Consider the following 21,081-nt stretch of genomic DNA (forward strand, 5'->3'; position numbering starts at 1 on the left):
CTAGGCCAGCACGCGCTCCAGCGCCGCCGCCAGATCGGCTTCGCGATAGGGTTTGCCGAGCAACGGCACGCCTTCTTCGAAGCCCGCGGGTGCATTGCCGTAGCCGCTGGCGAAGACGAACGGGATGCCGCGCGCCCGCAGCGCCGCGGCGATCGTGTCGCTGCGTTCGCCCGCCAGGTTGATGTCGAGAACGGCGGCGTCCGCCTGCGCGTCGCGGGCGAGCGCCAGTCCCTCGGCGAGCCGTCCGGCGGGGCCGATCACGCTGCACCCAAGCGCCATCAGCATGTCTTCGAGGCACATTGCGACGACCGGCTCGTCCTCGACGATCAGCACGCGGATTCCGGCAAGGCGGCTCATGCGGCCGCGCTCGGGATCGGCGCTTCGACGGTGCAGCGCAGCCCCTCCGGATCGAAGTGGATCGTGACGCTGCCGCTCAGCTCGGCGGCCAGTCCGCGCTCGATCATCCGCGTGCCGAAACCGCGGCGTTCGGGGTGGCGCACGGGCGGTCCGCCGCGCTCGGTCCATTCGAGCAGCAGTCGGTCCGCGTCGCGGCTCCAGCGGATCGTCACCGCTCCCTCGGCCACCGAAAGCGCACCGTGCTTGACGGCGTTGGTCGCCAGTTCGTGCACCGCAAGCGCCAGCGAGATCGCGGTCTTGGGGGCGAGCGCCAGGTCCGGCCCGTCGAGCAGGAAGCGGCCTTCGCCGCCGCCGTGCGGCGCGACCGCGTCGCTGATGATCCGCGCCATCGAAACCGGCGACCAGTGTTCGCGCGTGAGCAGGTTGTGCGCTTCGGACAGCGCCGCCAGCCGCCCCTCGAACGCGGCGCGCGCCGCCGCCATGTCTTCCTCGTTGCGGAAGGTCTGCTGCGCAATGCCCTGGACGATCGCCAGCGTGTTCTTCACCCGGTGGTTGAGTTCGTCGATCAGCAGCCGCTGATGCGCCTCGAACCGCTTGGCTTCGGTCACGTCGCGCGCGATCGCGTGCAGCCCGGTCACGGTGCCGTCCTCTTCGTCGGACGTGAGCTGTGAATTGACTTCCCAGACCAGCTCGCGCCCGTCGCTCGAGCGCACGCGGATCGTGTGCCGCGTGGTCCCGCCCTCGATCAGCTTGCGCCGGAGCATCTCGCGGCTTTGGGCGAACTGGTCCGCGTCCATGAAATCGCCGATCGAGCGGCCGACGAGCTGATCCTCGGCATAGCCGAGTGCGGCGAGCAGGGCGGGGTTCACCGACGTGATCCGGTGATCGAGATCGCAGGTGATCAGATAATCGTTCGCCTGTTCGAAGATCGTGCGGAAGCGCGCCTCGCTGGCGCGCAATTCCTGTTCGGCGCGCTTGCGCGTGGTGACGTCGAACGACACGCCCACGAACCGCCGGGCGCGCTCCTCGCCCTGCTCGATGCAGCTTCCATGGCTCTGCAGCCAGCGCTCCTCGCCCGTATCGGCCCGGTGGATCCGATATTCGATCGTGAAGGGGCTCGAATCGTCGAAGCAGCCGAAGGCAGCCGCGCGCACCGCTTCGCGATCGTCGGGGTGGACGCGCGCCAGCCAGTCGTCGACCGAGCCCTCTCCGGCCGGATGGCGCTCGAGTCCAAGAAGATCAAACCGGTTTGCGGACCAGACTCCGCTCATCGAGGCGAGATCGAGTTCCCAGGTCGCCATGCCCGCACATTCGACGGCGAGGCGGATGCTCTCCTCGCTCTTGCGCAGCGCCATCTCGTTCGCGCGCCGATCGGTGACGTCGATCGTCACCGCCAGAACGCCATAGGGTTCGCCGGTCTCGCGGCGGAGGACCGCAACCGAATTGTTCACCCACACGATCTCGCCGTCGCTGCGGACATAGCGCTTCTCGAGCACGAACGGCACGCGCTCGCGAATGGCGCGATCGAACAGCTTCTGGTTCCTGCCGAGGTCGTCCGGATGCGTGATCGACTGCATCGTCCGGTTGAGCAGCTCCGCGCGCGTCCAGCCGGAGATCGCGCAGAAGCGGTCGTTCACCAGCGTGAACCGGCCGCTCAGATCGGTCTGGGCGAAGCCTGCCGTCGCCTGATTGACGAAGGCGGAAAGTTGCGCCTCGCGCTCGCGCAGCGCGAGTTCGGCTTCCTTCGCCTCGGTCACGTCGTGGGCGACGCCGATGAAGCCGATATGCCGTCCCCGCGCGTCGCGTCGCGGCTGCGATACCGACCGCAGCCAGCGCCAGCTGCCGTCGCCGCGGCGATAGCGGCCCTCGAGCGTAAAGGTCTGCAGACCGGCTTCGCCGGCAATCGACTCCGCGACGATACGATCCCGATCGTCGGGGTGAATGATCGTGCGCCAATCGAACACCAGTGCCGCGGGATAGTCGACGCCGAGGAAATCCAGATAGGCACGGTTCACGAAGCTGCGGGTCCGGTCGAGGCGAGTCACCCAGATCGGCACCGGTGCGCTGTCGGCGATCAGGCGAAATTCGTCCTCGCCGCTGGGCCGCGGCTCATCCCCCGGCAGGGGATCGGCAGCAGGCTCTTCACTATACTCCGAACTGGCCATCGTCCCGGTGGTAGTGCGGTTCCGCGATGAATCAATCATTAGGTCGCGTTCATGCCGACGCAAGCGACCTGGATCGGGGCGGGCACCTGCCGCTCGTGCGGGGAACCCAAGGGTGCGTCCCGCCATTCAAGTTCCGGGACCCGGATGGATAGGAGCTAGCATTGGCAGAACTGTTGGACGACGCACCCGCGTCACGCCGCCGCCGCAAGAAGATCGCGCTCACGTTGCTCGCCCTGTTCGTCCTGCTGCTGATCGCGACGATCCTGTGGTGGACCAGCCTGCCGAACGACGATGACGTGCTCGTCGGGCAGCCGGTCGCACCGGTCACGCTGACGGGCGGCGACCTGATCGCGGCCTATGAGGCGGATCCGGGGCTGCGCGATCTTCCGGCAGGGCCGCATCGCGTGATCGCTCCTCTGGTCGCGCCGCCCACGGGTACCACCGTGCTGCTCCGCACGGCCGACCCGCTCCTCAGCATCGCGGCCCGGATCTCGCCGACCGACGCTTCGAGACTTGCCGGGCTGGAGCGCGGCGCCGAGGTGGTGCTGCTGTGCGACCGGATCGTGGCGGGGATGCGAGCGCCGGCGCTCGAGGGTTGCACGGTGGCGATGCCGCCCGCGTAATTCGGCGAAAGTGAGCCCGCGTCGGGGACGACGGTCGCGGATACGCTCCCCTCCTGCGGCGCCAGCTTTTACTGCGCCTTAACCCTGCCCGGTTACGCCATGGCAAGGCTGTTGCAGGGGATCATCGGCAGTGCGCATTCTGATCGTGGACGACGAACCGGCGATGCACCAATCGTATCGCCAGGTGTTCGGATCCGGCGCCGCCGGCGCGGGGAGCAGTGCCGCGCTTTCGGCGATGGCGGCCGAGCTGTTCGGCGACGATGAAGGCGCCGGTGATGCGCCCGATGCCCCGTCGGCGAACGATTCCATCGTCTTCGACTGCAATCACCAGAGTCAGGGCCTCGATGCGGTCGCCGAAGTGGAGGCCAGCATCGCGAGCGGCGAGCGGTTCGCGGTCGCCTTCATCGACGTGCGCATGCCCCCCGGTATCGACGGCAAGGAGACCGCCAGGCGGATTCGTGCGCTCGATCCCGACATCAATCTGGTGATCGTTACCGGCTATTCCGATTTCTCGCCGCTCGACATCAGCCGCGCGGCGGGTCCCGCGGACAAGATCTTCTACATCGCCAAGCCGTTCCAGGCCGAGGAAGTGCTCCAGACCGCGAGCGCGCTGGCGCACCGCTGGCAGGTGGACCGCGAACTCGCGCAGGCGCGCGAGGCGCTCGCCGCCAAGATCGACGAGCTCGAGGAACAGAAGCTCGAGCTTGCGGCAAACGAATCCAGGGCCGTTCACTTGGCCAATCACGATCCGCTGACCGATGCGCCGAACAGGCTCGCTTTTCTCCGCGCGCTTACCGAGCATGTTCGCGGCCGGGATTGCTTCGCGATGGCGATGATGGACCTCGATCGGTTCAAGCTCGTCAACGATACGCTGGGCCATCTCGCGGGCGACGAGCTGATCCGCATGGTTTGCGAGCTGCTTCAGCGCACCGTGCCCGAGGGGAGTCTGGTCGCGCGGCTGGGTGGCGACGAATTCGCGGTGCTGATGAGGGTGATCGGCGAGGACGAGGCGGCGATGTGCTGCGAAAAGCTCATCAAGGCCGTATCGACGAGCTTCAAGGTGTTCGGCCACTCGGTGCAGGGCGGCGCCTCGATCGGGCTGGTGGTCGTCGATCCCGACGAGACCACCGATCCGATCGACGTCATGCGTCGCGCCGATCTCGCGCTCAACGAATCCAAGCGTGCCGGCCGCGGCGTCGCACGCTCGTTCGACGAGAGCATGGACGAGTCGATCCGCTTCCGTCGCCAGATCGAAAGCGGCTTGAGTCAGGCCATTGCCAATGGCGAACTCCGGCTGGTCTATCAGCCGATCGTGCATCGCGACCGGCTCGAAGTCGTCGGGTTCGAGGCGCTGATGCGGTGGAACACCGAGGAATATGGCCCGATCTCGCCGGCGATGTTCATTCCGATCGCCGAGGAATCGAACCTGATCCACGAGCTCGGCGACTGGGCGATCGACGAGGCGCTCAAGACGCTCCAGCACTGGCCGGGGCAATATGTCTCGGTCAATTTCTCGCCGCGCCAGTTCCGCCGCCAGAATTTCGTCGGCCATGTGATCGAGCGCGTGCAGCGCAGCGGCGTCTCGCCCTCGCGCTTCCAGATCGAGATCACCGAAACCGCGATCTTCGACGATGCCGAGCGTGCCGCCGAGACTCTCTATCGCCTGCGCCAGATGGGTTTCCGCATCGCGCTCGACGATTTCGGCACCGGCTATTCCTCGCTGTACAACATTCGCAAATTCGCGCTCGACTGTCTGAAGATCGACCGCAGCTTCATCGACGGCATGGGCCGCGAGCGCGAAAGCGCCGCGATCGTCCATTCGATCATCCATCTGGGCCGCGCGCTGGGGCTCGAAGTCGTCGCCGAGGGCGTCGAGACCGAAGCGCAGCTCCAGACGCTGCTGACGGCCGGATGCAGCCATCTGCAGGGCTATCACCTCGCGCGTCCGGTCGACGCCGATCAGGCGCTGGCGCTCGCCGAGCAGCGCTATTTCGCGGCGGATGGCGAGGCGGAGCCGGAGCTACAGGCGAGTTACGGGACCACCGGCTGATGCGGGCACTGCTCGCCGGCGCCGCGCACGGGCTGCGCAGGCGTATTCCCGTGTCGCTCGGCGCGAAGCTCGTCCTGATCCTCACGGCGGTCGGTCTGCTCGGCTCGGCGGCGATCACGCTGCTGCTCGCCGCGATCATCACGCCGAGCTTCAACCAGCTCGAAAACAGCGCCGTTTCCGCGCATGTCGAGCGCACTCGCGCCGCGCTGGCGGATTTTGGCGCAAAGCTGGAGACGGCGGTGCGCGACTATGGCGACTGGACCGACAGCTACGACTATATGGGGCGCCCGAACCGCGCCTTCGAGGAGGATTCCTTCTCCACCACCGCGATGGCCAATCTGGCGGTCCCCGGCATGGCCTATGTCCGCCCCGACGGATCGGTCGTGCTCGCGCGCTGGATCGATACCGCGACGCAGGAGGATTCGCCGGAGATGAAGGCGCGCTTCCTGCACAAGCTCGCGCCGGTCGATCTCGATGCGATTGCCGGGAGCGACAGTTCGGGCAGTTTCTACATGCGGCTGGACGACATGATCGCCGCGATCGGCGTCGCGCGCATCCGGCGCAGCGACGGCACCGGCGATCCGCGCGGCTATGTGGTGATGGCGCGCACGCTCACTTCGGATCAGCTCAGCCGGCTGCTCCAGATCTCGGCGCGGCTCGATCTCGACACTCAGGTCAGGGAACTGACGGTGGTGCCGCACGTCTCGCGCGTCGAAATCGCAGTGCCGGTCCGCGGCCCCGGCGATACGCCGGTCGCGACCGCCGCCTATTCGGTGCCGCGCGATCTGTCGCTGCTCGGCAAGCGGATGCTGCTCTTCGCCACGCTCGGCACGGTGCTGCTGATGGGCGTCGTGCTGATCGTGCTGCGGCGAGCGATCGCCCGGCTGGTGCTCCGGCCGCTGCACCGGGTCGAGCGGCACATGGGGCTGGTACGCGAATCCGGGTCGATGCGGCTGCTGAAGGAGGCGCCGCGCGACGACGAGATCGGCAGCCTCGTCACCAGCTTCAATTCGATGCTCCGCCAGCTCAAGGATCTGCGCGAGCAGCTCGAGATGCAGTCGTTCAAGCTCGGCCGTTCGGAAAGTGCGGTCGCGGTCATGCACAATGTCCGCAACGCCCTCAATCCGATCAGCACCATCCTGAGCCAGGGGCTCGGCCGCTCCGAGGCGGTCGATCGAGGCCTGATCGACAAGGCGGTCGCCGAGCTGATCCGCGACGACTTGCCGCCCGCGCGACGGCAGAAGCTCGCGGCCTTCCTCGCCGCAGCCACCGAAGCGATGGAGGCCGAGCGCGAGGAGCGCCGCCGCCAGCTCGAGGTGGGGCGCGAGGCGCTGCACCATGTCCTCGAGATCATCGGCAAGCAGCAGGAAGCGGCGCACGAGCGGCCGCAGCTCGAAGCCTGCGACATTTCGGACATCATCGCCCAGAATGCGACGATCGCGCGTTATTCGGGCGGCAGCTCGATCGCGTTCGGCTTCCCCTCGACGCCGCACTGGGTGCGCGCGAACCGCGTGATCCTGAGCCAGGTGGTCGGCAATCTCTTCGCCAACGCCGCCGAGGCGATCGCGGCGACCGGGCGCGAGAGCGGCAGCATCTCCGTGTCCGTCACCGAGGCGGAAGACAGCGTGCGCGTCGTGATCCGCGACGATGGCGACGGCTTCGAGCCCGGCTCGGCGCCGACGCTGTTCCAGCGCGGTTTCTCCACCCGCAAGCACAAGTCGGGCGGGCTGGGGCTGCACTGGTGCGCCAATGCGCTGGGCGCAATGCAGGGCAAGCTCGAGCTGCGCAGCGACGGTCCGGGCACCGGCGCGCGCGCGGTGCTCACGCTGCAGGCGGCGGGGGAGATGCGGGACAGCGAGGATCTCGCCGCCTAGTCGTCGAGGCGCGTCGCGCCTCAGCTCGCCTTGCGCTCGCGGGTGACGCTGTCCTTCCGGCGCAGATAGGGCGCTACCAGGTTGCGCGCGCGGAACCACTCCTGCCGATCCGGATCGAGCGATTCGAAGTTTCCGATCACCCGGCGGCACGTTTCGGCCCGGCACTGGCAGATCATGTGCCAGTTCGACTGGGTGAGCGTCGTCGAATAATCCCAGGTCACTTCCTCGCCGGGCGCGATGTCGCGCACCGCGACCAGGAACACGCCCTCGTCGACGAAGCGCAGACCGGCGTTGGGGTCGCAGCTGTGGTTGACCAGATCGTCGAGCCGGCCGGACGGGCCCATATAATGGTCGGGCGTCACCTGGACGAAACGGTCGCTGCGCCCGTGCATGATGCTGGGGATCTGATCGGCGCGGAAGCGGCGGCCGGTGAATTCGAGCAGCGTGTCGCCCGGAGCGAAGCGCGTCGCGGCGTAAACCGCCTTGCCGAGGTGATTCTCCTCGACCCGGAACAGGTTATCGGTGGGCCGATAGGCGTCGAGCACGAACAGCGGGCCGCGCCGCACGCCCAGCGAGCGGATCGGATTGATCGTCGCGAGCCCGATCATGAACCAGACGCTCGCATGGCAGAGCAGCTCGACCAGCACATAGCCAAGCTCCGCCACGCCCAACGAAGGCCCGCGCACCGCGACGATCAGCACCGCCAGATCGCCCAGCGTCCACAGGCCCCAGGCGGGGGAGCGTTCGCGCGTGCGGTCCTGCCACACGCTCTGCCACGTCGGCCAGAAGCTCACCGGCACCGCGGCGACCACCAGCAGATGCGCCCAATGCGCCTCGCGGAACACCGCCCAGACGAGCAGCGCGCTCGCGCAGATGGCGATGCACGCGGTTTCGGTATTGGTCGGCGGCGCCCAGGACGAGCGGCGCCAGATGCCGATGGTGACTGCGATGCAGGCGACGGCGGACATGGCAAAGACCCAGCCCTGCGGCGCGCCGGGGTTCACTGCGGCATAGGTGACTGCTTCGAGCGCGGTCGCGCCGCTCCAGATCAGCCACGAGGCGCGGTTCGGCCGCACCAGCTCGCGACGCAGCCCGAGCAGATAGACGGCATAGGCGGAAAAGCTGAGGCAGACCGCCAGAACGAACCAGATATCGTAGCCCAAGCGCCCCCTCCTGAAGCGCTTGTTTACCATGACGGGTGGAATCGGTCCAGCCGCGACTCGCGTTGAATCCGCGAGTCGCAAGCAATGCTCAGCTTCGGGAGAGCGCTTCCAGCACCGGCTCCGCCCATTCGCGGCGGCTGATCAGCAGATCGGGAATCGCGCGCTCGGCGCCGTTATAGACGAGCGGCGATCCGTCGAGCCGCGAGGCGTGCAGCCCGGCCGCCAGCGCAACCGCGACCGGCGCGCAATTGTCCCACTGAAACTGGCCGCCCGAATGCAGGTAGATGTCGCCCGTCCCGCGCACCACCGCCATCGCCTTGGCGCCCGCCGAGCCCATCGGCACCAGCTCGGCGCCGATCGCCTGCGCCACGCGCGCCGCTTCGGCGGGGGGGCGGGTGCGGCTGACCAGTAGGCGGGGCGGATGATTGCCGGGCGGCAGCGGCAGCGGCGTTCCGGTCGACAGCACCGTGTCCAGCGCGGGCAGGGCGACCGCGCCGACCGCCGCCGCTCCGTCGACTGACAGGCCGACGTGCACGGCCCAATCGTCGCGGCAGTCGGCGAATTCGCGGGTCCCGTCGAGCGGATCGACGATCCACGCGCGCCGAGCGTCGCAGCGGGCGAGATCGTCGGGCGATTCTTCCGAAAGGATCGCGTCGTCGGGTCGCTCGGCCCGCAGCCGCTTCAGGATCAGCGCGTTCGCCTGGCGGTCGCCCGCCGCGCCAAGCGCGCTGCCGGCGGTGCCCTCGCGCTGGAGGCGCAGCAGCAGCGCGCCCGCCTCGGCGGCGATCGACGCCGCCAGTGCATGGTCGTTCACAGCACGGGTGCCCACACGCCCATGATCCGCTCGACGATCCGCTCGGCGGCTTCCTCGGGCGTGGTGCGGCGCGTGTCGATGTGGATCTCCGGCCGCTCGGGCGGCTCATAGGGGCTCGAGATACCGGTGAAATTGGCGATCTCGCCCGCGCGCGCCTTGCGATAGAGCCCCTTCACGTCGCGCGCTTCGGCCACTTCGAGCGGCGTGTCGACGAAAATCTCGAAAAACTCGCCTTCCGGCATCATTCGCCGCACCATCTCGCGCTCGGCGCGGAAGGGCGAGATGAAGGCGGTCAGCACGATCAGCCCGGCATCGGTCATCAGCTTGGCGACTTCGCCGATGCGGCGGATATTCTCCACGCGGTCGGCGTCGGAAAAGCCGAGATCGCGGTTGAGGCCGTGGCGGATATTGTCGCCGTCGAGCAGGAAACTGTGTTTGCCGAGCGCGTGCAGCCGCTTCTCGACCAGATTGGCGATGGTCGACTTGCCCGATCCCGACAGGCCGGTGAACCACAACAGCCGCGGCGACTGGTTCTTCTGCGCGGCATGCGCCTCGCGGGTGATCTCGACCGTCTGCCAATGCACGTTCTGCGCACGGCGCAGCGCATGGTGCAGCATGCCCGCCGCCACCGTGGCGTTGGTCATCTTGTCGATCAGGATGAAGCCGCCCAGCGCAGGGCTGTCGCCATAGGGTTCGAACACGATGCGCCGGTCGGTCGCCAGCTCGGCCACGCCGATGTCGTTGAGGCCCAGCGTCTTGGCGGGCAGCCTGGCCAGCGTATTCACGTCGATCGCATGTTCGGGCTGACGGATCGTGGCGCTCACCGTCTGGGTGGCGAGCTTCAGCCAATAGCTGCGGCCGGGCAGCAGCTCGGCCGGGTCCATCCAGACGAGCGTGGCTTCGAACTGGTCGGCGGCCTCGGGCGGGGCATCGGCGGCGGCGATCACGTCGCCGCGCGAGCAATCGACTTCGTCGGCAAGCGTCAGCGTTACCGACTGGCCGGCGACGGCCGCGTCGAGATCGCCGTCGAAGCCCACGATCCGGGCGATGCTGGTGGTGCGCCCGGAGGGAAGGATACGCACCCGATCCCCCGGCCGGATCGTGCCGCTCGCGATCGTCCCGGCAAAGCCGCGGAAATCGAGGTTGGGCCGGTTCACCCATTGCACCGGCATGCGGAACGGCTGCGCTTGCGCGGCGGTCACGTCGACTTCGACGCTTTCGAGATGCTCGATCAGCGTCGGCCCGTCATACCAGGGCATCGCCTCCGATCCCGCGGCGATATTGTCGCCGCGCAGCCCCGACAGCGGAATGGCGGTGAACGCCGCGATTCCGATCTCGCTGGCGAAGGCACGATAGTCGGCGACGATCGCGTCGAACGCCGCGCGGTCATAGCCGATCAGGTCCATCTTGTTCACCGCGAGCACGATGTGACGAATGCCGAGCAGATGGGCGAGGAAGCTGTGGCGGCGCGTCTGGGTGAGCACGCCCTTGCGCGCGTCGATCAGGATCACGGCCAGGTCGGCGGTCGACGCGCCGGTCACCATGTTGCGGGTATATTGCTCGTGGCCCGGCGTGTCGGCGACGATGAACTTGCGCTTCTCGGTCGCGAAGAAGCGATAGGCGACGTCGATGGTGATGCCCTGTTCGCGCTCGGCGGCGAGCCCGTCGACCAGCAGCGCGAAGTCGATCTCGCCGCCCTGCGTGCCGATGCGGCGGCTGTCGCTCTCCAGCGCGGCGAGCTGATCCTCGAAGATCATCTTCGAATCGTAGAGCAGCCGGCCGATCAGCGTCGACTTGCCGTCGTCGACCGATCCGCAGGTGAGGAAGCGCAGCAGCGACTTGTTCTCGTGCTGCGCCAGATAGGCCGAAATGTCCTGCGCGATCAGCGCGTCGGGGCGATAGGCGGAGGACATCAGAAATAGCCCTCCTGCTTCTTCTTCTCCATGCCGGCGCCCGCCGCGTCCTTGTCGATCGCGCGGCCCTGGCGCTCGCTGGTCGTCGTGAGCAGCATCTCCTGGATCACTGCGTCGAGCGTGTCGGCAGCGCTCTCCACCGCCCCGGTGAGCGGATAGCAGCCGAGCGTGCGGAAGCGGATCGAGCGCTCGACCGGCGTCTCGCCGGGTGCCAGCGGAAAGCGTGCGTCGTCGACCATCAGCAGCATGCCGTCGCGTTCGACGGTGGGGCGCGGCGCGGCGAAGTAGAGCGGGACGATCTCGATCGCCTCGGCGCGGATATATTGCCAGATGTCGAGCTCGGTCCAGTTCGACAGCGGAAATACGCGGATGCTCTCGCCCTTGGCCTTGCGGGCGTTGTAGAGGTTCCACAGCTCGGGCCGCTGGTTCTTCGGATCCCAGCGATGGTTGCGGTCGCGAAAGCTGAACACCCGCTCCTTGGCGCGGCTCTTCTCCTCGTCGCGGCGCGCGCCGCCGAACGCCGCGTCGAAGCCGTGCCGGTCGAGCGCCTGTTTCAGCCCCTCTGTCTTCCAAAGATCGGTGTGCAGGCTGCCATGGTCGAACGGATTGATCCCGCGCGCCATGGCGTCGGGATTGTGGTGGACGATCAGCTCCATCCCCGCCGCGGCGGCGGCGCGGTCGCGCAGCGCGTACATCGCCTGGAATTTCCACGTCGTATCGACGTGGAGCAGCGGAAACGGCGGCGGGGCGGGGTGGAAGGCCTTGCGCGCCAGATGCAGCATCACCGCCGAATCCTTGCCGACCGAATAAAGCATCACCGGCCGCTCGGCCTCGGCGACCACTTCGCGCAGCACATGGATGCTCTCGGCCTCCAGCCGCTGGAGGTGCGTCAGCGGAGTGGGGTCCGAGCCCGGTCGGGAAGCCGTCGTCGCAGGTTCTAGCAGCATTGCCGACGATGTACGACGCTGCGTGGCCACTCGCGATCTAGTTTAAGTTTAGCCCCGGATAGAAGCCGGTCCGCACATCAGAACGCGTTCTTGTGGATCAGCACCTTGAAGGTGAGCAGGATGATCCGGATGTCCTTCCAGATCGACCAATGGTTGAGATATTCGAGGTCGGACTGGAGCCGGTTCGTGAGGTCGGCCTGAACCATGGTCGCCCCGCGGAAGCCGCGGATCTGGGCCAGGCCCGTCAGCCCGGGCTTTGCGGCGTGGCGATGGAAATAGCGCTCGTCGATTTCCCAGAACAGCTTGTTTTCGGCTTTGGAGCCGATGGCGTGCGGACGCGGGCCGACGATGCTCATGTCGCCGAGCAAAACGTTCACGAGCTGCGGCAGCTCGTCGATGCTCGTCTTGCGGATGAAGCGGCCGACCCGCGTAATCCGGTCATCGTCGCGCATGGTGGAGGTGTTGCCGTCGCCATCGCACTGCTCGACTCGCATGCTCCGGAACTTGAGCATCCGGAACATCTTGTTGCCGCGCCCGATCCGCGTCTGCACGAAGAAGACGGGGCCCCGGCTCTCCAGCTTGATCGCCACGGCGACGGCGACGAACAGCGCGAGCAGCGCCAGTAGCGCCGCGCCGGAGACGCAGATGTCGAAGGCGCGCTTGATGAAGGAATCCACTTTGCCGAGCGGCCCGTCGGCGACGACCAGCGTTGGCGTGCCGTTCCATTCGCCGAGGCCCAGCGGCGCCAGCGACAGCAGCTCGGGGACGATGATCTCGCTCTGGATGTTGGCGCCCTTGAGCGCCCTGGCCCAACTCATGCGGCGTTCCGCCGAGCAGGCGACGACGACGCGATCGGCGTCCTTCAGCGAGGTCGCGAGCCGGTCATACATCATCGGACAATGATCGTCGGGATCGAAATTGGACTCGGCCAGGACGATCGATCCGTTCGCCACCGCCCCGGCATCGCCGATCACCACGATGCTGAACGGATTTCCGCCGACGATCTTGCGCGCCTTGCGAAGGAACATGTCGCGCGCGATTCCGAGCAGGACCACGCTGGCCATGAAGCCGATCGCGATCGTCGCGCGCGAGAAGCTGTCGCTGGCCTTGAGGTAGAAGGCGATGAGGATGACCGCGCCGGCCGCCACCACCAGGGCCTGAAGCGCGCGCGACACGCCGCGGAACGGCTCCTGGATCACGCCAGCGGCATAGGCATGGCCGTTGATCGCCGTCACGAGGTAGAGGGGCAGGATGATCGCGGCGATCTCCAGCCAGTGATTGCCCTCCTTTGCGGGCCCGTACAGCAGCCCGGCAGTCATGAATCCGCCGAAGATGCACAACAGGTCGAGAAGGATCAGACCTGCGACGAGACGAGCGCGCAGCTGCGTCCGGCTCGGCTGCCACCGCGCCCGTGCCGCGCTGGGGCCCACCGAAGACGCATCAAAACGGCCGATCTCTAGGTTCACGACCTTACCCCTGTCGATTCGTCTGCGGGACACTGCCGAAACCTATCTGCGAAGTCGATACCGCAACGCAGCAACAAGGTCGTGAAGCGCGGACAGTGTGGCACAAAGACACCAGTTTCTTGTGGCGGTCCAGTGCAATAGTGCAGATGCAGCTGCGATGACTTGGCGACGCGGCAGAACGAGCCAGCGATGCGGCGTGTTGCGCTTTTCGGGTCCCGACGGGTAGCTGACTCACGCCCCCGAACGACTATGCCGGGCACCATCTGCGGGTCCGCTGTCCCGGATCGGGACGCCGAGCAGGCTCTTTGCAGGGCCGGCGCACGGCCGCCGGCCGGAGGTCTCCGCCGACGCCCGCCGGTTCAGCGCGCCGCTGCCGAGCTCCGCTTGCCGACGCTCGTGAGCCTCAGGCCGGCGCGTTCGGCTTCGCTGCGCGGATAGATGTTTCTCAGGTCGATCAGCACCGGCTGCTTGAGGATCTTCGCCACCCGGGCGAGATCGAGCGCGCGGAATTCGTCCCATTCGGTGACGATCACCAGCGCATCCGCGCCTTCGGCGGCGACATAGGGATTGGGGCAGAACTCGACCCCGGTCAGCATCGTCTTGGCCTGTTCGGTGCCTTCGGGATCATAGGCGCGCACCTTCGCGCCCGCGTCCTGCAGCGCGGCGATGATCGACAGGCTCGGCGCGTCGCGCATGTCGTCGGTGTTCGGTTTGAAGGTCAGGCCGAGCACCGCGACGGTCTTGTCGCGCGCATCGCCGCCCATCGCCTTGATCACCTTGCGGCCCATCGCGCGCTTGCGGCTCTCGTTCACCTGAACTGTCGCCTCCACGATCCGCAGCGGTGTCTCGTTGTCGGCGGCGGTCTTCATCAGCGCCAGCGTGTCCTTGGGGAAGCACGACCCGCCGTAGCCGGGCCCGGCGTGGAGGAACTTCGGTCCGATCCGATTGTCCGATCCGATCCCGCGCGCGACTTCCTGCACGTCGGCGCCCACTTGTTCGCACAGGTCGGCGATCTCGTTGATGAAGGTGATCTTGACCGCGAGGAAGGCATTGGCGGCATATTTGATCAGCTCGGCGGTGCGCCGCCCGGTGAACAGGATCGGTGCCGACTGGTTGAGCGACAGCGGACGATAGATCTCGCGCATCACCCGCGTCGCCTCTTCATCCTCGCTGCCCACCACTACGCGGTCGGGGCGCTTGAAATCGGCGATCGCCGCGCCTTCGCGTAGGAACTCGGGGTTGGAGACGACTTTCGCGCCGCTGTCCGGAGCGACGTCGCGCAGGATCCGCTCGACTTCGTCGCCGGTGCCCACAGGCACGGTCGACTTGGTGACGATCACCGAAGGTTTGGTCAGCGCGCGCCCGATCTCCTCGGCGGCGGCGAACACATAGGAGAGGTCGGCATGGCCGTCGCCCCGGCGGCTGGGCGTGCCGACGGCGATGAACACCGCATCGGCATCCTTCACTCCCGCGGTCAGATCAGTGGTGAAGGAGAGCCGCCCGGCGCGCACGTTCGACGCGACCAGCTCGGCGAGGCCCGGCTCGTAGATCGGCATCACGCCGCTCTCGAGCAGCTCGATCTTGCGCGCGTCCTTGTCGACGCAGACCACCTCGTGCCCGAAGTCGGAGAAACAGGCCCCGGACACCAGGCCGACATAGCCGGTGCCGATCATCGCAATACGCACTGAAATCACCCCTGGCTGGAGAATGCAGCCGCGCTCTTAGCGCAGCCAGCCCTCAGGGCAAGGCTCGGGTTCCTGGAGCGGAGGTTCCGTATCGCCCCGGGCCCGGCCGCGCGCATAAAAAAAGGCGCCGCAAGGCGCCTCGCTCGACCGATTCGGAACATTCGGTCCGGACCGGTCACGCCGCCCGTTCAGGCGGCATCGTGACCGGACCGGCCGGATGTGAAGGACTTAGAACGGCACGATGTCATCGCCGCTGACGCCGTCACGAAAAAGAAAGTTGAGTGCGAACATCTTTAATCTCCCATCGTGCGCAATCGCGCGGCATTTGGTTAGCAGAAAATTAACCAGCGAACAATCGCGTCGGGGCGGGATAGGGGAATCTCCGGAGCGGCGGTCGCCGTGCTTAACGCTTCCTTCAGCGCTGTCGGTTAGCCCCGGTCCAATGTCGGCTCGCAGCGATCACGCCATGCCCGCCAAGCCGGGTTCCTCGCAGGTACCGCCCGGTGCAGCGCGAGCCGCCAGGGCGGCGCGCCCGCCGCGGCTGCAGGCCGAGGCGCCGGTCGCGTTGCGCGTGCCACGTGCACCCGGCGCCGCCGACCGGGCTCGCCGGATCTCCGGACCGCGGATCTGGCGCATTCTCTGCCTGTGCCAGATCGACAATTTCAGTGCCCTGCGCCGCCATCTGGGCCGGGCTCGCGCAGAGGTGCTGATCCGCGATGTCGCGGATCGGATCCTCGCGCTCTGCCCGGATGTGCGCCTTACAGTTGCTGGCCGTGCCCTGCTGGAGATCGGCTTCGAGCGCGATGCGCCAGAAGTGGCCGCGGACGAGATCGGTCGCCTGTGCGCCGCGTTCGCGGAGCCGCTCGATGTCGATGGCGAACCGCATCAGCTCCAGCTGGTGTTCGGCATCGCGGCGGCGCCGGCTGCCGAGGAAGATGACGTGCGGCTCGCCGAAGCGGTCGAGGCGGCGCTCGAGCAGGCGCGCGCGGAAGGGCGCGTGGTGCTGCGGGATCTGTCGCGGGCGGATCTCGCCTTCGATCGCTTGACGCTGATGCGCGAACTGCCGCGCGCGATCGCCGAAGGCGAGATGTTCCTCCAGTACCAGCCCAAGGTCCATGTCCGGCGGCAGGAGATCGCCAGCGCCGAGGCGCTGATCCGCTGGCAGCATCCGACGCGCGGGCTGATCCTGCCGGGCGATTTCATCTCGGTAGCGGAAGACGCGGGCGAAATCGGTCCGCTGACCCTCTGGACGCTGCGCCAGGTGATCGCCGATCAGCGGCGGCTCGCGGCTGCGGGCCATGACTTCCCGGTGTTCATCAATATCTCCGGGCTGCTGCTCGCCGATGAGCGCTTCGTCGGCGAAGCAAGCGCGATCATCCGCGAGAGCGGCGCGCGGATCGGGTTCGAGATCACCGAGACTTCGGTCATCCGCGATCCGGAAAGCGCGATCCGCCATCTCCGCTCGCTTGCGGAGATCGGCGTCCGCCTCGCGATCGACGATTATGGCGCCGGGCTTTCGTCGCTTGCGTATCTCAAGCAGCTGCCCGCCGCCGAGCTGAAGATCGACAAGATGTTCGTATTGCAGCTCACGTCGAGCAATCGCGATCCGCTGATCGTCCGATCGACGATTGACCTTGCGCATGCGCTTGAGATGGAAGTGACCGCCGAAGGCGTGGAGACTCCCTCGGCGCTCGCGCTGCTGAGCGTGATGGGATGCGACATGGTGCAGGGCTTCCTCATCAGCCGCCCGCTCGCGATCGAGGCTTTCCAACGCTTTCTCGACGAGGACGAGCATCTTCTTTCCGTCGGCGCGAGCGGCGCGTCGTTCGTTCGCGGCGAGGGCTTCTGGAAGCGGGCGTGAGTCGTTTAGCGGCAGCTTAACGGGTTTCTGCGACAGCGGTGCCGTGATGCTGCGTCTCCGCCTTGTTCTGGCCACTCCGGTCGCGATCGTGCTCGCGTGGCTACTGGCCCCGCCGGCGCTTGCGCAGGCTGAGTATCCGCCTCCGCTTGCGGCTGCGTTCGAGGCGGCGAAGTCCGACATGATGACCGCTCCTGACGAGACGTTGCGTCACGTCGCACGGGCGCGCGCCATCGCGATGCGACTGCCGGAAGGCCGCCAGCGCACGCTCGCGCTCGCCACGGCCCGCTGGCTCGCCGCAGAGGCGCACTGGCGGAGCAACGACATCGCAGCCGCCGAGCCGCTCGTCGCCGAGGGGCTCCGGCTGATCGAAGAGATTCGCGAGCCGATCAAGCTGCGCGCCGACCTGCTTCAGTCGCGCGGCATGCTGAACATGCAGCAGGATAGGGCCGCACAGGCGCTCGCCGACTTCCAGCAGGCGTTCCGCATCTTTCAGCAGGTCGGCGAGCCGCGCGGCGCGTCGATCGCACTGCAGAATATCGGCGCGCTTTACTGGTCGGCAAACGACAGTGTCCGTGCCGAACGCTATTATGGTCAGGCGGCCGAGGTCTACGGTGACGATCCGTTGCTGTCGCTTTCGTTGCACAACCGCCGTGGCAACGTGCTGCTCGCGCTCGAGCGCTACGGCGATGCCGAGGCGGAGTTCGATAAGGCGCTCGAACTCGCGCAACGGCTTGAGGAGCCTAAGCTCGAAGCACGGGTGCTCGGCAATCTCGCACGAAATCAGGTGGAGGCGGGGCGCCTCGACGCCGCGGAGCGCACGCTTTCGCGCGGCCTACGGATCACCGGCGGAGCGGATGAACTCGAATTCCGCCAGCATTTCTACGCGACTGCGGCGCGAGTGGCGCAGGGCCGTGGGAAACTGGCGGAGGCGCGCCAGCTGATCGGGCGCGCGTTCGAAGGGGTTGATCTTGCAGAAACTTCGGGCGCCTTCCATGCAGCCCACACCTATGCCTATCAGATCTATGCCGAATCGGGGGACAGTGCCCGGGCGCTCCGCCATCTGGAGGCGGTGCGGCGGCTGAAGGACGAAGCCACCACCGTGGCGACCAGCACCAGCGCCGCGCTGATGGCCGCGCGCTTCGACTATGCGAACCAGGAGCTGCGCATTGCCAACCAGCGCGTGGCCTACGAGCAATCGCGCGCCCGCTGGCAGCGGATCGTATTCTATGGGCTGGGCGGCGCGACGCTGGTCGTGATCGCCTTGATGAGCTTCGGTATCGTCACGCTCCGGCGCAGCCGCAACGACGTGCGCGCGGCCAACGCCGACCTGGCCTCGACCAACGCCGCGCTCGAAAAGGCACTGCGGGCCAAGACCGAGTTTCTGGCCACCACCAGCCATGAAATCCGTACGCCGCTCAACGGCATTCTCGGCATGACTCAGGTGATGCTGTCCGACAGCCGGCTGCCCGAGGCGACGCGCGACCGGATCAACGTCGTCCATGGCGCCGGCGTGACGATGCGCGCGCTCGTCGATGATATTCTCGACGTGGCGAAGATGGAGACAGGAAATCTGACGGTCGATCCGGTGCCGACCGACCTGCATGCGCTGCTTCGCGAAGCGACGCGGATGTGGGAGGAGCAGGCGCGCGCCAAGGGGCTGCGGTTCACGGTGGATGCCGGCGATACGCCGCACTGGGTCGTCACCGATCCCGGACGCTTGCGCCAGATCGTCTTCAATCTGCTCTCCAACGCGCTCAAATTCACGCAGGCGGGCGGCATCACGGTGAGTGCCTGCACCGCGGAAGCGGGCGAAGACCGCCGGCTGCGGATCGCGGTGCGCGATACCGGAATCGGAATCCCGCCCGAGAAGCACGAGGAGATCTTCGAATCCTTCCGCCAGGTCGATGCCGGCACCACACGTCGCTTCGGCGGAACCGGCCTGGGCCTCACCATCTGTCGCAATCTGGCCTGCGCCCTGGGTGGAGACGTTCTCGTCGAGAGCGTGAAGGGGAAAGGGACATGCTTCGTCATCGATCTGCCGTTGGAGATCGCGGATGCTCCGGACGCGCGGACCGCCGCCGAAGCGGGTGCCGGTGCGGCGGTGCTGGTGCTCGATCGCAATCCGATCGCACGCAGCATGTTCCGCACGCTGCTCGAGCCGCACGCCGGAAGCGTCCGCTTCGTGGCCTCGGTCGACGAGGCGCTTGCCGCGCTTGCCGAGGGCGGTGTCACGCGCCTGCTCGCAGACGAGGCGACTCTGAAGGCGAGCGGAGACGATTCCGTCGCCGAGTTGCGCCGGCTGGTCGAGGCGGCAGCCACGGCGGCCGTCGCCAGCACTGTCTTGTGGAGCCCGGCCGATGCAAAAGTGCTGGAGACGCTACGGCGGACCGGCGTCGGTCAAATCCTTGAGAAGCCGGTGAAAGGAGATGAGCTGATCGCCGCGATCTTCGCAGGTGCCGATCAAAATTCGCACGCGCAGCGGTCCGGCCCGCTTGTCTCCCACGCCGCATAGCGCGATAGCGGTCCCGAGATGAAAAAGGTCGCCACCTGTCTCGCGCATGCCCACGGCTGCCGTCCATGAAGATTCTCTTCATCGAGGACGATCCGATGAATCGTCGGGTCGTGAAAGACATGCTCGACGTGGCCGGAGCGGACATGGCCGAGGCGGAGAGCGCCGAACTTGGTCTCGAGAAGATCGAGGCGGAGAATTTCGACGTGATCCTCGTCGATCTGCGCATGCCGGGCATGGACGGGATGACGGCAATCCGCACGATCCGCGCGCGGGGCGACGCCAAGGCCGAGCTGCCGATCATCGTGGTCACGGCGGATACCGCTCTCGACCTGCGCGAGCGCTGCCTCGCGACGGGGGCAGACGACGTGCTGTTCAAGCCCGTCGCGATGGACGCGCTGTTCGATTCGATCGGTCGTGTACTCGCCGTCCGCGGCAGCGGCGGCATCGTCTCCTAGCTCGGTCGGATGCGCCGAAAGCGGCGGAGGGCGGATGGTTGAAATCCGGCCGCTCCGCTGCGTTCGCGCTTGAATTCCGGAGCCGGGACTGGTAAGCGCCTTCCAACGCCCGTAACTTTGCGTTCCGGCGAACCCTTTTCTATTGGTTCGCGGAGCGTGCGAAGCGGACCATCGAAATTGATCGGAGACTGACGGCCTTATGCAAATCATCGTTCGCGACAATAATGTCGACCAGGCGCTGCGCGCGCTCAAGAAGAAGCTGCAGCGTGAGGGCGTCTATCGCGAGATGAAGCTCCGCCGTCACTACGAGAAGCCCAGCGAGAAGCGCGCCCGCGAGCGTGCCGCCGCGGTCCGCCGCGCGCGCAAGCTGGAGCGCAAGCGCGCCGAGCGCGACGGGGCGCGGTAACGATATTGCGCCCGCGCGCAACTTCCGCAAAGGAAGTGCGCGAAAACCGCGAAGTGAAGCGGTGTCGTCTCGTCGAGGAACCGATCGCATGTCCGTGACCGCCGTGCCGCTTCAGCCCATCAAGCGGGCGCATATCGTCTGGCTCTGGGTCGGCCTCGCTCTGGCGGTGGCGCTCGCGCTGCTGCTGGCGTGGCAGGGCACGCGTGCGGCGGCATCGGTCGCTTGGGACGACGAGCGTTTCCTCGCATGGCATGCGGGCCAGCCCGGCGTGCGGACGACCGAATCCGGTCTTCAGTACATGGTGCTCGAAGCCGGGCGCGGCGGATCGCCGTCGGCGGGCGACATCGCGCTGATCGATTTCGAGGGTCGGCTGCGCGACGGCACCGTCTTCCAGCCCGAGCAGGCGGGACAGGGCTGGCGTGTCGGCGACGGTATTCCCGGCTTCGCCGAGGGGCTGCAGCTGATGAGCCGTGGCGCGCGCTACCGCTTCTGGCTCCCGCCCGAGCTGGGCTATGGTCCCAATCCGCCGCAGGGGTCGCGTATTCCCGAGGATGCCGTGCTCATCTTCGACGTTACGATGACCGATTTCATCAGCGAGGCCGAGGTCCGCGAGATGCAGATGCAGCAGCAGCTTCAGCAGCAGATGCTCCAGCAGCAGATGCAGGAACAGCTCGGCGGCGAAGGCGGCGCGCTGCCGCCCGGCCAGCCCTAATCTGCAACCGGCAAGGCTGAACACGCAACCGCGAGGGGGTTGAACTTCCACCCGCATGGGCGCAGTACGCGCCTCGCG

General features: G+C 67.2%; 16 protein-coding genes. 8 read left to right on the top strand and 8 right to left on the bottom strand.

The annotated features are described in order from the left end of the window. Both H7V21_RS15525 and H7V21_RS15530 read right to left on the bottom strand, forming a co-directional pair. Positions 1-357: a response regulator gene (locus H7V21_RS15525; RefSeq protein ID WP_188054598.1), complete on the bottom strand. Its 357-nt coding sequence runs from the start codon at positions 355-357 to the stop codon at positions 1-3. Further along, the gene (locus H7V21_RS15530; RefSeq protein WP_188054599.1) at positions 354-2,522 is read right to left on the bottom strand and encodes a PAS domain S-box protein; all 2,169 of its coding nucleotides are present in this window, start codon (positions 2,520-2,522) and stop codon (positions 354-356) included. The genes H7V21_RS15525 and H7V21_RS15530 overlap by 4 nt, the downstream gene beginning before the upstream one ends. Before the next feature lie 161 nt (positions 2,523-2,683). Here H7V21_RS15530 and H7V21_RS15535 point away from each other — a divergent pair, with 161 nt between their 5' ends. The 3 genes from H7V21_RS15535 (at position 2,684) to H7V21_RS15545 (ending at position 7,069) form a co-directional block, all read left to right on the top strand. Further along, the gene (locus H7V21_RS15535) at positions 2,684-3,145 is read left to right on the top strand and encodes a hypothetical protein (protein ID WP_188054600.1); all 462 of its coding nucleotides are present in this window, start codon (positions 2,684-2,686) and stop codon (positions 3,143-3,145) included. 130 nt (positions 3,146-3,275) lie between these two features. Then, positions 3,276-5,195, top strand: a complete 1,920-nt coding sequence (locus H7V21_RS15540; RefSeq protein ID WP_262503916.1) for an EAL domain-containing protein — start codon at positions 3,276-3,278, stop codon at positions 5,193-5,195. Beyond that, on the top strand, positions 5,195-7,069 hold the full coding sequence (locus H7V21_RS15545; RefSeq protein WP_188054601.1) for a CHASE4 domain-containing protein: 1,875 nt from the start codon (positions 5,195-5,197) through the stop codon (positions 7,067-7,069). The genes H7V21_RS15540 and H7V21_RS15545 overlap by 1 nt, the downstream gene beginning before the upstream one ends. 20 nt (positions 7,070-7,089) lie before the next feature. Here the strand turns inward: H7V21_RS15545 and H7V21_RS15550 are convergent, their stop codons facing one another. The 6 genes from H7V21_RS15550 to H7V21_RS15575 form a co-directional block, all read right to left on the bottom strand. Beyond that, positions 7,090-8,232 carry an SET domain-containing protein gene (locus H7V21_RS15550; protein WP_188054602.1) on the bottom strand — a complete coding sequence of 381 codons (1,143 nt, stop codon included), beginning with the start codon at positions 8,230-8,232 and terminating at the stop codon, positions 7,090-7,092. An 88-nt stretch (positions 8,233-8,320) separates the two neighbouring features. Next, entirely contained in the window at positions 8,321-9,061 is a 741-nt protein-coding gene (locus tag H7V21_RS15555) for a 3'(2'),5'-bisphosphate nucleotidase CysQ (RefSeq protein ID WP_262503917.1), read from the bottom strand. Then, a complete protein-coding gene (gene cysN, locus H7V21_RS15560; RefSeq protein WP_188054603.1) occupies positions 9,043-10,959 on the bottom strand; it encodes a sulfate adenylyltransferase subunit CysN in 1,917 nt (638 codons plus the stop codon). Before cysN ends, H7V21_RS15555 begins: the two co-directional genes overlap by 19 nt. After that, entirely contained in the window at positions 10,959-11,906 is a 948-nt protein-coding gene (gene cysD / locus H7V21_RS15565; RefSeq protein ID WP_188054604.1) for a sulfate adenylyltransferase subunit CysD, read from the bottom strand. The genes cysN and cysD overlap by 1 nt, the downstream gene beginning before the upstream one ends. A gap of 77 nt (positions 11,907-11,983) precedes the next feature. Then, a complete protein-coding gene (locus H7V21_RS15570; RefSeq protein WP_188054605.1) occupies positions 11,984-13,372 on the bottom strand; it encodes an exopolysaccharide biosynthesis polyprenyl glycosylphosphotransferase in 1,389 nt (462 codons plus the stop codon). 359 nt (positions 13,373-13,731) lie between these two features. After that, positions 13,732-15,057 carry a UDP-glucose dehydrogenase family protein gene (locus H7V21_RS15575; protein ID WP_188054606.1) on the bottom strand — a complete coding sequence of 442 codons (1,326 nt, stop codon included), beginning with the start codon at positions 15,055-15,057 and terminating at the stop codon, positions 13,732-13,734. A gap of 442 nt (positions 15,058-15,499) precedes the next feature. Between H7V21_RS15575 and H7V21_RS15580 the strand changes: the two genes are divergently transcribed. From H7V21_RS15580 to H7V21_RS15600, 5 genes are all read left to right on the top strand, one after another. Beyond that, on the top strand, positions 15,500-16,918 hold the full coding sequence (locus H7V21_RS15580; RefSeq protein ID WP_262503919.1) for a GGDEF domain-containing phosphodiesterase: 1,419 nt from the start codon (positions 15,500-15,502) through the stop codon (positions 16,916-16,918). 46 nt (positions 16,919-16,964) lie between these two features. Next, the gene (locus tag H7V21_RS15585; RefSeq protein WP_188056600.1) at positions 16,965-19,430 is read left to right on the top strand and encodes an ATP-binding protein; all 2,466 of its coding nucleotides are present in this window, start codon (positions 16,965-16,967) and stop codon (positions 19,428-19,430) included. Positions 19,431-19,495: 65 nt separating this feature from the next. Beyond that, the gene (locus H7V21_RS15590; RefSeq protein ID WP_188054607.1) at positions 19,496-19,885 is read left to right on the top strand and encodes a response regulator; all 390 of its coding nucleotides are present in this window, start codon (positions 19,496-19,498) and stop codon (positions 19,883-19,885) included. Between the two features lie 199 nt (positions 19,886-20,084). After that, entirely contained in the window at positions 20,085-20,291 is a 207-nt protein-coding gene (rpsU, locus tag H7V21_RS15595) for a 30S ribosomal protein S21 (RefSeq protein ID WP_007404630.1), read from the top strand. Between the two features lie 88 nt (positions 20,292-20,379). Further along, positions 20,380-21,003: an FKBP-type peptidyl-prolyl cis-trans isomerase gene (locus H7V21_RS15600; RefSeq protein WP_188054608.1), complete on the top strand. Its 624-nt coding sequence runs from the start codon at positions 20,380-20,382 to the stop codon at positions 21,001-21,003. Positions 21,004-21,081 lie beyond the last annotated feature (78 nt).

This window comes from Sphingosinithalassobacter sp. CS137, assembly GCF_014334115.1.
In the GTDB taxonomy this organism is placed as follows: domain Bacteria; phylum Pseudomonadota; class Alphaproteobacteria; order Sphingomonadales; family Sphingomonadaceae; genus Sphingomonas.